Genomic DNA, 14,055 nt, shown 5'->3' with positions numbered 1-14,055 from the left:
CCGGACGTGGATCATCGCGCCCGCGCCGCCCCGAGCGCCGCTGCGACCACCGCCGCCAGCAGGGCCAGGGCGGCCGCGCCGAGACCCGCGGCGAGCGCGGTGTCGGTCGCCGCCAGCAGCACCGCGAGCCCGACCGCCCCGCCGACGTACTGCGCCGTCGAGACCAGCGCCCCCGCCACGCCCTGCCGCTCCTCGGGGACCGCGGCGGCCGCCGTCCGGAACACCGCGGGGAAGGCGATCCCGGCGACGAGCGCCCAGGCGAACCCGGGCAGCATCGTCGCGTAGCTGCCGAACCCGAGGGCCAGCACCGCCAGCGCCGCACCCAACCCCGCCATCCCGACGACGAGCGTGCGGCCGGTCCCGATGCGCGCCGCGAGCCACGGGAACACCCACCCCGCCCCGATCATGCTGAGCGCGCTGAGCGGCAGGAACGCGGCCCCGGCCTGCAGCACGGTGAAGCCGAGGACCTCCTGCAGCTGCGTGGTGATCAGGAAGTACGCCGTCCCGACCGCGCCCATGAACAGCAGCACGGCCAGGGTGGGTGCCAACAGCGCCCGCGGCACCCGCGGCAGCAGCGGCTCCGGCGCCCGGCGCTCGACCAGCAGGAACGCGGCCAGTACCCCCGTCCCGGCCACCGCCACGAGGGAGCGGTCGACGGTCCCGAGCACCAGCAGCGTCGACCCCGCGGTGGCCAGCCCGGCGCCGAGCAGGTCGAAGGGGCCACGAGCCCGCGGACCGTCGGCGGGCAGCAGCACGGGCGCGAGCGCGGCCGCGGCCAGCGCGACCGGCACGTTGACCAGCAGCACCGCCTCCCAGCCGAAGGCCGAGGTCAGGAGCCCACCACCGGCCGCCCCGACCGCCGCCCCGGTGCTGCCCGCCACGCCCCACACCGCGAACGCCCGGTTGCGCTCCGGCCCCTCGGCGAACCCGACGGCGAGCAGGCGCAAGGTGGCCGGGGTGAGCAGCGCGGCGCCGACGCCCTGCACCGCCCGCGCCCCGACCAGCCAGGCCGGCGCCGTCGCCAGCCCGCCTGCCAGCGAGGACAGCCCGAAGAGCACGAGCCCGGCGACGAACACCCGCCGCGCCCCGAGCCGGTCCGCGGTCCGGCCGCCGAGCAGCAACAACCCGCCGAGCGCCACGGTGTAGGCGGAGACCACCCATTGCAGCCCCTCGGCGTCGAACCCCAGGTCGCGGCCGATGCTCGGCAGGGCCACGAAGACGATGTCGAAGTCGGTGGCGACGAGGAACTGGGTCGCGGCCAGCAGTGCCAGCCGTGCCCCCGCCCCCGCCCGCCGGGTGTCCAGGGCTGTCTCGTGGCCTCCCGTGGTGCACGATCGGTAACGGAGGTCATGTTTCGTCACCGTTGCCGAGCAGGGAAGAAGGCACTTTCATGTCCCGGAGGAACACCGATGTGCCCCATGCGGCGGTGCAGGAGATCTGCCCGCTGAACGAGGTGCTGGACCGGGTGAGCGGGAAATGGGCGATCGGGGTGCTGACGCTCTGCGGGGCGGAGGGCGTCGTCCGGTTCACCGAGTTCGAGCGCGGCATCCCGGACATCAGCCGTCGGATGCTCACGCTGACCCTGCGCAACCTCGAGCGGGACGGGCTGCTGACCCGGACCGTGCACCCGACCGTCCCGCCCAAGGTGAAGTACCGCCTCACGGAGGCGGCCCGCGAGCTCACCGAGACGCTCTCGCTGCTCACGGACTGGGCGAAGCGCCACCAGGCCTACGTCCACGCCGCGCGCGCCGAGTACGACGCCGCCTCGGCACGCTGACCACAACTGGCCGAACGTCCGTTAAGCTGGCACCGGTCTACCCGATGGAGGCGCAGTGGCAGGCAGCGTGACGGTCCCTCCCGCCCGGCGGCTGGCGGGCGCCCTCGAACCCGTCGTCGGCCAGGTCTACTTCGCGCCCGAGGCCCACGAGGCGTACGAGAAGCTCGGGTTCGCGGGCAGCCCCCGCTCGCTCCGCGGCGTCGCGGCGCCGGACGGCCCGGCCTACTTCTGCAGCCGGGGGTCGGTGCTCGGGCAGGTGCCGGGCGAGGTGGTGGCGTCGGCGTTCGGCGTGTTCAACCCCGAGGCCGTCGTGCCGGCCGTGGCCTACGGCTGGACGCTCACGGACGCGGGGACGATCTGCGCGGCGCGCACGGACGCGGCCCGCGCGCAGCTCGTCCGGGTCCTCGGCGAGCGGCCGGAGGGGCTCGACCAGGTCCGCGCCCTGCTGGAGCGGGCCGTCGCACCGCTGCGGCCGGAGGGGAAGGCGCTGTTCGCGGGGCTGCTGTCGCTCGGCCTGCCCGGGGACCCGGTGGCCGACGTCTGGCGCCTCGGGGACCTGCTGCGCGAGTACCGCGGCGACGCGCACATCGCCGCCTGGACCACGGCCGGCTTCGACGCGGCGGAGATCGGGCTGCTCACCGAGCCGTACTGGGGTGTGCCGCTGCGCAGCTACGTGCGGTCCCGGGCGTGGACCACCGCCCAGCTCGACGCCGCGGAGGAGCGGCTGGTCGCCCGCGGGCTGCTCGCCGACGGCGGGCTGACCGACCGGGGCCAGGCCGAGCGCGAGGAGGTCGAGATCGCCACCGACCGGACGTGCGAGCCGATCGTGCAGGCCCTCGGCGCGGACCTCGACACCCTCGTCGACCTGCTGCGTCCGTGGGGCCGGGCCGTCCGCGAGGCGCGGGGTTACCCGGCCTCCGGCCCGCACGACCTCGCCGGCTGACCCGGCGCACGTCCGACTCGGCCCGCCCCCCGGCCTGGCCGCCTGACAGACAGCGGCCGAGCCGCACGCCCGACAGCGGCCGGCCCGCACACCCGCGGGCCGCCCGGCCGGCACACCCGGCTGGCCGGGACGCCGACATCGGCCCGACCGGCACGCAGGAGCGTCAGACCTCCGACCCGTCCGGCATGGTGATGCCGTAGCCGCGGATCTTCCGGTAGATCGTGGCCCGCGACATCCCCAGCCGCCGGGCGGCCTCGGCCTTGTTGCCGTCCGTGTCCAGCAGGGCGTCGACGATGGCGTCGCACTCGATCGCCTCGAGCGGCGTGAGCACCCGGCGGGTGATCGCCCGGGTCTCCGGCGGGAGGTCCTCGGGCCGGATCGTGCCGGTGCGGCGGCGCGCGACGACCTTGCGCAGCACCTGGTAGAGCTGGTCGACGTTGCCCGGCCAGCGGTTGCGCATCAGCACCCGCATGGCCTCGGGCGAGCAGTGCAGGTCCGCGCCCCGGGTGAGCCGCGCGAGCAGGTACGGCACCAGCTCGGCGACGTCCTCGATGTGGTGGCGCAGCGGCGGGACCTCGATGCTGCGCGGGAAGCAGCCGAGCAGCTCGGTGAGCTCGGGCGAGTCCGGCTCGGAGGTCCGCGACCGGGTGGCGACGACCCACTGCCGCTCCGGGTCCGTCGACTCGCGGTAGGGCTCGAGCGCGTCGGCCAGGGCCAGCGCGTGCTGCGGGGACAGCGCGTCGAGGTGCTGCAGGACGAGCGTTCCGCCACCGGTGTGCAGCTCGTCGGACACCTCGGCGATCCACCGCGGGCCGCAGTGCGCGGCGTCGAGCACCCGGACGTGTCCCGCGGGGGAGTGCAGCTGATGGGTGGCGCGGGCCAGCGTGGTCCGCCCCGACCCCTTCTCCCCCTCCAGGACCAGCCACTCGTTCATCCGGAAGTGCCGGTCGACGGCCTGGGCGCACTTGGTCCACAGCGCCCCGGACCCGACGGCTGCCGGCAGGGCCGTGGTGATCGACGGCGTCGACGGGCGGCCGTGCAGCGGCGCCCGCGACACCAGCTGGACCTGCAGGATCCCGCCGGAGAGCCCGCCCTCGGCCCAGCTCGGCCGGCACTGCACGCGCGCCGTGGCGCCGCTGGGCAGGTCGACGAGCAGCTGGCGGCGACGCCCGGTGCGGATCGCGTCCGTGGCCTCGGCGAGCAGCGGCACCTGGTCGGACGGGTCGATCAGCTCGCGGGCCCGGTCGTTCATCATCAGCAGGTCGTCGCTGACGGCGAAGACGGCGCCGCGGCCGCGGCGGCAGGCGGACAGGTAGTCGTGCATGAGGGTGAGCTCGCGGCGGCCGGACTGCTCGAGCAGCGTCTCCTCGATTCGCCGGGCGATCGTCGCGGCGGTCGCCGCCATCATCGCGCTGGCCTCGCTGCGCCAGCAGGTCAGGTCCAGCACCCCGAGCAGCTTCCCGTTGACCGGATGGTGGATCGGCACGCCGGCGCACGCCATGTCCTCGAGGTGCTCGACGTAGTGCTCGTGCCCGAACACCTGCGCGGGGGCCCGGCCCTCGAGGGCCGTGCCGATGCCGTTGGTCCCGACGTACTGCTCGGCGTAGCTGAACCCGGGGGCGAGCCAGATCCGGTCCAGGTGGCGGCGCAGCGCGCTGTCGCCCGTGCGCCGGTCGATGACCACGCCCTCGTCGTCGCAGAGGATCACGCTGACCGGCTCGGTGGCGAACTGGTCCGCGATGTCCTCGATGACGGGCCGGGCGGCCCGCAGCAGCGGGGTGTCCGGCTCGGCGTCGCTCTCGTACGGCAGCTCGAGGTGGTCGCTCGGGACCGAGAACTGCCGCGAGCGCGTCCACGACGCCAGGATCGGGGCGCGCACCAGAGCGGGGTCCGGGTCCTCGAAGTGGAGGAAGGCCTCGCGAGCCACGGCCACGCGTTCGGCGGCGCGGCCGACCACCGCCGGCAGGACGGGCACGGGGCGGCGGCGCGCGGACTCGTCCTCGTCGTCCGGCGCCTCGTGGTGGATGGCGTGTTCGTTCTGGTCGACCAACCGGTTGCCCTTCTCGGAGCAGCTGTGGTCCGCGGTGGCGGCGCAGCCGGGATCGGCCCGGACGGTACCGCCCCGGCCCGGACCACGCTAGAGGCGGATCGCCACACCCGGAAGGGGCTAGTCAGCCCCACACCGTCTCATATTGAGACCGCAGGTCAGGGGGGTCGGCGGTGTGATTCCTGGCACGAGGCGAGCTGTGACGGGGCGCACTCCCGGCTCCGGCACGGCGGACCTCGGGCACAGAGCCCGACAGCGTCGCGGGCTCCCGCGCCATCCCACGGCGTCCGCTCTGTGCGCTCTCACCCCACCACCGTGAGGAGACGACGTGAGTCGGCAGAGTTTGGCGAAGGCTCACCAGAAGATCCAGGAACTCGCCTGGGAGCCGCAGTACCACGAGCCGTACATGAAGTACGGAACCGACTACACCTTCCGGAAGGCCGCGAAGAAGGACCCGCTCAAGCAGGTCCTGCGGTCCTACTTCCCGATGGAGGAGGAGAAGGACCACCGCGTCTACGGGGCGCAGGACGGCGCGATCCGCGGGAACATGTTCCGCCAGGTCCAGGAGCGTTGGCTGGAGTGGCAGAAGCTCTTCCTGTCGATCATCCCGTTGCCCGAGATCTCGGCGGCGCGCTCCATGCCGATGCTGTTCCACGCGGTCCCGAACCCGGAGCTGCACAACGGCCAGGCGATCCAGATGATCGACGAGGTTCGGCACAGCACGATCCAGCAGAACCTCAAGCGCCTGTACATGAACAACTACATCGACCCGGCGGGCTTCAACAACAGCCTGCGGAACTTCCAGACGGACTACTGCGGCACCATCGGCCGCCAGTTCGCCGAGGGGTTCATCACCGGTGACGCGATCACCGCGGCGAGCATCTACCTGACGATCGTCGCCGAGACGGCCTTCACGAACACGCTGTTCGTGGCCATGCCGGCCGAGGCGGCGGCGAACGGCGACTACCTGCTGCCGACGGTCTTCCACTCCGTGCAGTCCGACGAGTCGCGGCACATCTCCAACGGCTACGCCACGCTGCTCATGGCGCTGTCGGACGAGGACAACCGCCAGCTGCTCGAGCGCGACCTGCGCTACGCGTGGTGGAACAACCACCGTGTCGTCGACGCCGCCATCGGCACGTTCATCGAGTACGGCACGAAGGACCGCCGCAAGGACCGCGAGTCGTACGCGGAGATGTGGCGCCGCTGGATCTACGACGACTACTACCGCTCCTACCTGCTGCCGCTCGAGAAGTACGGCCTGGTCATCCCGCACGACCTGGTCGAGGAGTCCTGGAAGCAGATCTGGGAGAAGGGCTACGTCCACGAGGTCGCGCAGTTCTTCGCCACGGGTTGGCTCGCCAACTACTGGCGCATCGACGGCATGACCGACGAGGACTTCGAGTGGTTCGAGTACAAGTACCCGGGCTGGTACGACAAGTACGGCAAGTGGTGGGAGAACTACAACCGCCTCGCCCTCCCGAACGGCCACAACGCGATCGTGGCCGAGGACGTCGACTACGTGTACCCGCACCGCTGCTGGACCTGCATGGTGCCCTGCCTCGTGCGTGAGGACATGGTCATGCAGGAGGTCGACGGGCAGTGGCGGACGTACTGCCACGAGGTCTGCCGCTGGACGGACGCCGAGGCGTTCCGCCCGACGTACCAGGGCCGCGAGACCCCGAACATGGGCCGCCTCGTGGGTCACCGCGAGTGGGAGACGCTGTACCACGGCTGGAACTGGGCCGACGTGGTGAAGGACATGGGCTTCGTCCGCGACGACGGCAAGACCATGACCGCGCAGCCGCACCTGAACCTCGACCCGAAGAAGATGTGGACGCTCGACCACATGCGGCGGATGCCGCATCTGCAGAGCCCCAACGTCCTGCTGAACGAGATGTCGGACGCCGAGCGCGAGGCGTTCAAGGCGGACTACAACCGCCAGGGCCCGGCCGGCCGGCCGGCTCCCAAGGACGCCTGAGCGCGGGTCAGGCGAGGGGGGAGGACCGGGTCCTCCGGTCCTCCCCCCGCCCGGGTCGGCCCACCCGCGTCAGGGGTCGTCCCACGCAGTACGTCGCACCCGCGGGCCAGGGGTCTCCCGCGACCATCACCGTCCACAGTGGAGTGATGGTGGGCCCCGCCGCGGGTGCTGCCCAACCAAGTCGGAAGGTGGTCCTCCCTTGGGCGACAAACACACGGTGCGCTTCGAGCCGGTCGGCATCGAGATCGAGGTCGACGAGGACCAGACGATCCTGCGCGCCGCGGCCGAGAACGGCGTCCAGCTCATGCACGGCTGCAAGGAAGGCCAGTGCGCGGCCTGCAAGTCCTTCGTCCTCGAGGGCGAGGACATCGAGCTCGACAGCTATTCGACCTTCGCCCTGCCGGACTACGAGAAGGAGGACGGCCAGACGCTGCTGTGCCGGGCGCACGCCTACGAGGACCTGGTCATCGAACTCCTCAACTACGACGAGGAGATCATCCGGGGCGGCCTCCCGCTGCGCAAGGGCACCGTCGAGGTGGTCTCGAACGAGGCCGTCACGCACGACATGCGGCACCTCGTCGTCAAGCTCCTGGAGCCGGCAGAGATCAAGTTCTTCCCGGGCCAGTACATGGACTTCGTCGTCCCCGGCACCGAGGAGACACGGTCCTTCTCGATGGCGAACACCCCCAACCGCGAGGGGCTCTTCGAGTTCGTCATCAAGGTCTACCCGGGCGGCCTGTTCTCCGAGCACCTGGCGGAGAAGCTGCAGGCCGGAGACCGGTTGGAGGTGGAGGCCCCGTTCGGGACCTTCACCCTGCGCGAGTCCCGCTCGTCGGATCTGATCTTCGTGGGCGGCGGGGCCGGCATGGCCCCGGTGCTCGGCCTGTTGCGGTCCATGGCCGAACGCGGGGTCGACCGCAAGGCGACCTTCTACTACGGCGCCCGCACCGCCCGCGACCTGTGCTTCACCGACGAGCTCCGGCAGCTCGCCGAGAAGATCCCGAACTTCCGCTACGTGCCCGCCCTGTCCGAGCCGGCGGAGGGCGAGCCGTGGGAGGGCCACACCGGTCTCATCACCGAGGTGGTCAAGACCCTCGAGACCAACCTGGAAGGAGCAGATGCCTACGTCTGCGGTCCGCCGCCCATGGTCGACGCGGCGATCGCGACGCTGACCGCACTGGGCGTGCGCGAGCAGAACATCTTCTACGACAAGTTCACCACGACCGGTGAGCAGGAAGGCGAGGACGGGCAGTGACCACCACCGAGAACAATCCCTCCGCCGCGACCGAACGCAGCGTCCCGAAGCCCGTGTTCACGGACGCCGAGGCCGGCGCGAAGGAGTTCCCCGACTCGAGCCCCGCCGCGCGGCGCTACAACTACTTCAAGCCCGCGAAGCGCAAGCAGACCCACTACGAGGACGTGACCGTCGAGGTCCAGCCCGACCCGCGGCACTACCTGTCGCAGGGCTGGATCTACGGCTTCGCCGACGGCAGCACCGGCTACCCGCTGCACTGGACGAAGCTCAAGGCCTGGGGCGTCGACGAGCCGGAGCCGGCGCGTGGCGTCGGGACGGGCTCGATGCACGTCCAGAACTGGCCGGCCCACGGCTGGCACGAGTTCCGCGACCCGAACGAGGAGTGGGAGCAGAGCCTCTACCGGTACAACGCCAACGTCGTCCGGCAGCTCACCCAGAACGTCGAGAACGCGCGCAACGCCAAGGCCTTCGACCTCTGGACCCCGAACTGGATCCGCTTCGTCGAGCGCAACGTCGGCGCCTGGATGCACATCGAGCACATCCTCGGCCTGTACGTCTTCGCCGCGAACGAGCGCTCCGGTCCGACGAACATGCACAACACGGCGATGGCCGTGAACAGCGCCCGCAAGATCCGCTTCGCGCAGGACCTGGCGCTCTACAACCTCACCCTGACCGAGGAGATCGACGGCTTCGACGGCACCGCCCACCTGGAGGCGTGGAACTCCGACGCCGAGTGGCAGGGCGCCCGGAAGGTCTGCGAGGCGCTCACCGCCGTGCAGGACGACTGGGGCGAGGCGATCTTCGCCGCGAACGTCGTGTTCGAGCCGCTGATCGGCGAGCTCTTCCGGTCCAACCTGGTCATGCAGTCCGCCGCCGGCAACGGCGACTTCGTGACCCCGACCGTGATGGGCGCCGGCGAGTTCGACTACGCCCAGCGCGACCTGCGCTGGACGATCGCCTGCTTCGGCCCCCTGCCACAGGACCGTGAGTTCGGGGACCACAACAAGCAGCTCATGCAGGGCTGGCTCTCGCACTGGGTGCCGCAGGCGCTCGAGGCGGCCCGCACGATGCAGCCGATGTGGTCGCAGGCCGACCACAAGCCCCCGAGGTTCGAGGACGCCCTCGACCGTGCCAAGAACCGGTTCGCCGGCATCTGCCGCGACCTCAATCTCGACACCCCCGAGGAGCTGAAGCAGTGACCGCCTTCAAGACCTCCGAGAGCCCGTTCAAGTCGGACAACACCGCGTCCAACATGTGCGGCTTCACCCTGATGAACAGCCAGGTCGGGGTGCTGATCGCCAACGTGCTGCAGCGCCTGGACAACGTCCAGGTGACGCACCTGCCGTCGATGATCCGCGTCGACGGCAAGGGCAAGTTCGAGGTCGTCTACGCCGACGTCGACGAGGAGGCCGGCGAGGAGGAGGGCTGGTTCAACGCCGCCGAGTTCGAGGAGGCGATGTCCACCCACTACGGCCGCATGGTCCACCTCGACGACAGGACGATCATGTTCGCCAACCCCGAGGACGCTGCGGAGTACCTCGACTTCGACCTGAAGCCGATCCAGCAGTAGGACCGCCGCTCCTCACACACCCGCCGGTGGCGGTGGCGCCGCAGCGTCTCCGCGCTGCCCCGCGTCGCCGCCACCGGGGGCCCGTTGATCCGCACCCGCGCCGCAGACCAACGCAGTTCTGATACTCCGGGAGGACCCCGTCATGGCCAAGGAACTCCGATTCGGCGAAGAGGGCCGCCGCCTGTTGCAGGCCGGCGTCGACCAGCTCGCCGAGGCCGTCAAGAGCACGCTCGGGCCCAAGGGCCGCAACGTCATCCTGGAGAAGATCACGGGTTCGCCCGAGGTCACGAACGACGGCGTCACCATCGCCCGCGAGATCCACCTGCGCGACCCGTTCGAGAACATGGGCGCCCAGCTGGTCAAGGAAGCGGCCGTCCAGACCAACGACACGGTCGGCGACGGCACCACCACCGCCACCGTGCTCGCCCAGGCCATCGTCCGGCAGGGAATGAAGGCGATCTCCAACGGCGGCAACCCCGTGCTGGTCAAGCGCGGGATCGACATGGCCGTGCGGGCACTCGTCGAGCACCTGCAGACCGTGTCGCACCCCGTGTCGACGGAGGACGACTACGCCCGCGTCGCCTCCATCTCCGCCAACGACGACGAGGCCATCGGCCGGGTCGTGGCCAAGGCCCTGCACACCGTGGGCGACGACGGCGTGGTCACCGTGGAGGACGCCCCGTTCCCGAGCATCTCGGTGGACTTCGTCGAGGACTTCCAGTTCGACAACGGCTACGTCACGCCGTACATGGTGACGAACCCCGGCACGCTCGAGGCGATCGTCGACGACCCCTACATCCTCTTCTCCGCCGAGAAGATCAAGGACGTCCAGTCCCTGATGCCGGTGCTGGACGCGATCATGCGCGGCGACCGCCGGCCGCTGGTCGTCGTGGCCGAGACGGTCGAGGGCACGGCGCTGCAGATGCTGGTGCACAACCACGTCAACGGCACCTTCCAGGCCGTCGCGATCAAGGCGCCCGGCTTCGGCGAGAAGCGCATCCACCTGCTCGAGGACATGGCGGCGCTGTGCGGCGGCAAGGTGCACAGCAAGAGCTCGTCCTTCTCCCTGGAGCAGATCCGTACCGAGCACCTCGGCCGGGCGTCGCAGGTCATCGTGACCAGCGAGAGCACCACGATCATCGGCGGCAAGGGCGACCGGGGAGCGCTGGAGACCCGGCTGTCGCAGCTGCGCGCCGAGCTGGCCCGGGCGACCATCGGCACGGACGAGGACTTCTTCTCCGAGCGCATCGCGCGGCTGTCCGGCAAGGCCGCGATCATCCGCGTCGGGGCCGCGACCAACGCCGAGGCCAAGGAGATCCGGCACCGGGTCGACGACTCCCTGCAGGCGACCCGCGCAGCGGTCGCGGAGGGCATCGTCGCAGGTGGCGGCGCAGCGCTGCTGCACGCCGAGCCGGTGCTGGACAAGCTGGACGTGTCCGGGGACTATGAGATCGGCGTCTCGATCGTGCGGGCGGCGCTCACGGAGCCGGCCCACCTGATCGCGACCAACGCGGGCTACGACGGTGACGACGTCGTCAAGCAGATGACCGCGCTCGACGTCGACTCCGGCTTCGACGCCCTCGAGGGTCGCTTCGGGAACATGGTCGAGATGGGCATCATCGACCCGCTCCGGGTCGTGCGCTCCGCGCTGCAGGCGGGTGCGTCGGTGGCCGGGCTGGTGCTCACCACGAACTCGCTCGTGGCCGAGGAGGTCACGCCCTGGAACAAGGCGCTGATGACCGAGTTCGGCCAGCTCGACGAGGGCATCCCGCAGCCCAGCCCGGACTCGTCCACCCCGCAGTCCCTGGGCCTCGGCCCGTCGGTGGGCTGAGCGGGGTACGCGGTGTACGAGGTCGGCGGGGAGCGCTACGTCGTCGTCGACGCCCACGTGCACGCGTGGGACGGCAGCCCGCACAACCAGGCGGGCCCGGCGGGCGAGCAGTTCGTCGCCGACCTCCACCACCGGCACCGCGTCCTCGACCGGACCCCGCGGCCGATCCCGTTCGACGAGTTCGCCGCGGTCGGCGAGCGCTCCCTGGTCGCCGATCTGCTGGGGCGGGGACACGTGGACCGGGCGGTGCTCCAGCCGCTCGGACTCGGGTCGCTGTTCGTCCTCGGGTTCGCGCCGTCGGCGTGGTCCGCGGAGCTCGCGGAGGGGCTCGCCGGCCGGTTCGCCGTGACCGGCGAGCTGGACCCGGCCGACGAGGCCGGCCGGCGCGGCATCGCCGCCCGCGTCCGCCGCGAGGACCTGCGCGGGCTGTCCCTGACCTCCGGGACCCGCCCGGAGGCCCGCCTCGGGCTCGACGACCCGGCCCTGCGTCGGGCGCTGGCGCGGGCCGAGCAGGCGGGTGCCGCCGTGGTGCACCTGGGGGTCGGGGCGGTCGCGCACCCGGCCGCCGGTGCCCCCGTCTGGAGCCACGGCGGTGTCCCGGACCGGCCCACGGGGTCCGGGCGCATCCGGGCCCGCTGGCCGAGCTGGGCCGAGCCGGTGCGCTCCGGGTCGGCCCTGCCCGTCCGGGAGCGCGACGCCCGGCCGGCGCCCGCCGGACGCATCGACCCGGGGCAGGTCCGGGTCCTCGTCTCCGCGCTGCCGCGCGTGCGGTTCGTGCTGGGCGCGGGCTGGCTGCCGACGCCGGTCCTCACCCGGCTGGCCCAGCTGCCCGGGGTGCACGTGCTGCTCACCGAGGTGCTCGCCGGGCTGCGGACGCATCCGCGGGAGGCGGGGGAGGCGCTCGACGCGCTGCTGGCGGCCTACGGGCCGGAGCGGCTGCTGTTCGGCAGCGGCTACCCGCTGGTGCGGCCGGAGCGCCTCGTCGGGGAGACGGCGGCGGCCCTGCTCGCGCGGGGACTCGGGCCTTCCGCCGTGCAGGCCGTGCTGGGCGCCAACGCGGCCCGGCTCTACCGGCTGCCGGTCCCGGACGCGCTCGTCGCGCGCGACTCCGTCGCCCGCGCGCGCTGACGACGGACGACGGCCCGGAGCCCGCGGGGCCCGGGCCGTCGGTCTGCGGTCAGGAGGTGGCGCGGCCGTCGCCCCCGGCCAGTGCGGGCTCGCGGTCGGGCACGTAGGTGTCCGTGCCGGGGATCCGGGTCGGGTGGGAGATGTCGAGCCGGGCCGTCTCGGGCATCGTGATCAGCGGGTAGATGGCCACGGCCGCGGAGAGCATGAGGTAGAAGGCCGGGATGTAGGTGTTCCCGGTGGCGGCGATGAGGCTCTCGTTGATCAGCGGCGCGGTGCCGCCGAAGGCCGCGGTCGAGGTGGCGTAGCCGATCGAGAAGCCGCCGTAGCGGTTGCGCGTGGGGAACATGGCCGGCAATGCCGAGCCGATCACGCCGAGCATCATGACCAGCTGCAGACCAAGGATGGCGATGCCGATCGTCACGGGCAGCCAGCTCTTGAGGCTGATCAGCCAGAACGCGGGGACGGCGAGCACGAGCGTGCTGATCGCCGAGCCCAGCAGCAGTGGCTTGCGGCCGATCCGGTCGGACAGCCGCCCGATCGGCGTGATGACCACCATCATGATCAGCATGACGCCGATGAGCACGAACAGCGACTCGGTCTCGTCGATGTCGATCGTGTCGGTGAGGTAGCTGGGCATGTACGTCAGCAGCGTGTAGTTGGCGACGTTGAGCAGCATGACGAAGCCGACGAGGTGCAGGATCTGCGGCCGGACGTTGCGCACGACCTCGCGGAAGGGCGCCGACGTGGTGGTGTGCTCCTGCTCGGCCGCCCGGAACGCGGGTGTGTCCTCGAGCTTGGACCGCAGGTAGAAGCCGACCAGGCCGAGCGGACCCGCGACGAGGAACGGGATGCGCCAGCCCCAGCTGTTCAGCGCCTCCTCGGACAGCCCGAGCTGGACCGCCGTGGCCAGGATCGCGCCCAGCACCGTGCCGGCGAGGGTGCCGAACTCCAGGAACGAGCCGAAGAAGCCACGGCGCCTCGAGGGGGCGTACTCGGCGATGAAGGTCGCCGCCCCGCCGTACTCGCCGCCGGTGGAGAAGCCCTGCACCAGGCGGAAGGTCAGCAGCAGGATCGGCGCGGCCAGCCCGATGACGGTGAAGCTGGGCAGCAGGCCGATGAGGAACGTCGCGCCCGCCATCAGCACGATCGTCACGGCGAGGACCTGGCGGCGGCCGTACCGGTCGCCCAGCGGGCCCAGGATGATCCCGCCCAGCGGCCGGAGCACGAAGGGGATCGCGATGCCCGCGAACACGAAGATCGAGCGGGCCGTGGGGCTGAACTCCGGGAAGAAGTTCAGCCCGATCTGCGTGGTCAGGTAGGCGTAGACGGCGTAGTCGAACCACTCGACGCCGTTCCCGATGGCGGCACCGGCCACCGCCTTCCGCACGGTCGCCGGGTCGGCCTCGTCGACCTGGTGCCGGTGCCCGTGACCTTCCGCGTTGGTCTCGCTCATCACGTCCCCCGTCTCGGTTGCCGGACCACGCTAGGTGAACCGTCAGGTTCCCGCAGGGCGTGGCAGGCGG

11 protein-coding genes are annotated in these 14,055 nt (G+C 71.7%); 8 read left to right on the top strand and 3 right to left on the bottom strand.

The features are described 5' to 3' along the window. Nucleotides 1-11: 11 nt before the first annotated feature. The gene (locus ABD990_RS17930) at nt 12-1,361 is read right to left on the bottom strand and encodes an MFS transporter (RefSeq protein WP_345381707.1); all 1,350 of its coding nucleotides are present in this window, start codon (nt 1,359-1,361) and stop codon (nt 12-14) included. 29 nt (nt 1,362-1,390) lie between these two features. On the opposite strand from ABD990_RS17930, the gene ABD990_RS17925 reads away from it, so the two are divergent. Continuing rightward, nucleotides 1,391-1,777, top strand: a complete 387-nt coding sequence (locus ABD990_RS17925; RefSeq protein WP_345381706.1) for a winged helix-turn-helix transcriptional regulator — start codon at nt 1,391-1,393, stop codon at nt 1,775-1,777. 55 nt (nt 1,778-1,832) lie between these two features. Then, on the top strand, nt 1,833-2,720 hold the full coding sequence (locus ABD990_RS17920) for an SCO6745 family protein (protein ID WP_345381705.1): 888 nt from the start codon (nt 1,833-1,835) through the stop codon (nt 2,718-2,720). A 163-nt stretch (nt 2,721-2,883) separates the two neighbouring features. Here the strand turns inward: ABD990_RS17920 and ABD990_RS17915 are convergent, their stop codons facing one another. Then, nucleotides 2,884-4,770 (bottom strand): sigma-54-dependent Fis family transcriptional regulator, encoded by a 1,887-nt coding sequence (locus ABD990_RS17915; RefSeq protein WP_345381704.1) that lies wholly within the window; start codon nt 4,768-4,770, stop codon nt 2,884-2,886. Between the two features lie 340 nt (nt 4,771-5,110). Between ABD990_RS17915 and ABD990_RS17910 the strand changes: the two genes are divergently transcribed. The 6 genes from ABD990_RS17910 to ABD990_RS17885 all read left to right on the top strand — a co-directional run bounded on the left by ABD990_RS17910 (nt 5,111) and on the right by ABD990_RS17885 (nt 12,532). After that, nucleotides 5,111-6,748, top strand: coding sequence for a ferritin family protein (locus ABD990_RS17910; protein ID WP_345381765.1), 1,638 nt, complete (start codon nt 5,111-5,113; stop codon nt 6,746-6,748). 199 nt (nt 6,749-6,947) lie between these two features. Next, nucleotides 6,948-8,003, top strand: a complete 1,056-nt coding sequence (locus ABD990_RS17905) for an FAD-binding oxidoreductase (RefSeq protein WP_345381703.1) — start codon at nt 6,948-6,950, stop codon at nt 8,001-8,003. Then, nucleotides 8,000-9,202 carry a ferritin family protein gene (locus ABD990_RS17900; RefSeq protein ID WP_345381702.1) on the top strand — a complete coding sequence of 401 codons (1,203 nt, stop codon included), beginning with the start codon at nt 8,000-8,002 and terminating at the stop codon, nt 9,200-9,202. Before ABD990_RS17905 ends, ABD990_RS17900 begins: the two co-directional genes overlap by 4 nt. Next, complete coding sequence (gene mimD / locus ABD990_RS17895; RefSeq protein WP_345381701.1) at nt 9,199-9,573, top strand: propane 2-monooxygenase effector subunit MimD; 375 nt, start codon at nt 9,199-9,201, stop codon at nt 9,571-9,573. Before ABD990_RS17900 ends, mimD begins: the two co-directional genes overlap by 4 nt. 142 nt (nt 9,574-9,715) lie before the next feature. Then, a complete protein-coding gene (gene groL / locus ABD990_RS17890) occupies nt 9,716-11,404 on the top strand; it encodes a chaperonin GroEL (RefSeq protein ID WP_345381700.1) in 1,689 nt (562 codons plus the stop codon). Between the two features lie 12 nt (nt 11,405-11,416). After that, complete coding sequence (locus ABD990_RS17885; RefSeq protein WP_345381698.1) at nt 11,417-12,532, top strand: amidohydrolase family protein; 1,116 nt, start codon at nt 11,417-11,419, stop codon at nt 12,530-12,532. 49 nt (nt 12,533-12,581) lie between these two features. Here the strand turns inward: ABD990_RS17885 and ABD990_RS17880 are convergent, their stop codons facing one another. After that, a complete protein-coding gene (locus tag ABD990_RS17880; RefSeq protein ID WP_345381697.1) occupies nt 12,582-13,985 on the bottom strand; it encodes an MFS transporter in 1,404 nt (467 codons plus the stop codon). Nucleotides 13,986-14,055: the final 70 nt, after the last annotated feature.

It is taken from the genome of Pseudonocardia yuanmonensis (genome assembly GCF_039542425.1).
In the GTDB taxonomy this organism is placed as follows: Bacteria; Actinomycetota; Actinomycetes; order Mycobacteriales; family Pseudonocardiaceae; genus Pseudonocardia; species Pseudonocardia yuanmonensis.
Note: the sequence above shows the minus strand (reverse complement) of the source record. Positions and strands in the feature narration are given on the sequence as shown.

What these genes read in the sequence shown, in the direction of transcription:
- ABD990_RS17880 (WP_345381697.1), bottom strand. Translation starts at nt 13,985, where the DNA reads ATGAGCGAGACCAACGCGGAAGGTCACGGGCACCGGCACCAGGTCGAC.
- groL (WP_345381700.1), top strand. Translation starts at nt 9,716, where the DNA reads ATGGCCAAGGAACTCCGATTCGGCGAAGAGGGCCGCCGCCTGTTGCAG.
- ABD990_RS17925 (WP_345381706.1), top strand. Translation starts at nt 1,391, where the DNA reads ATGTCCCGGAGGAACACCGATGTGCCCCATGCGGCGGTGCAGGAGATC.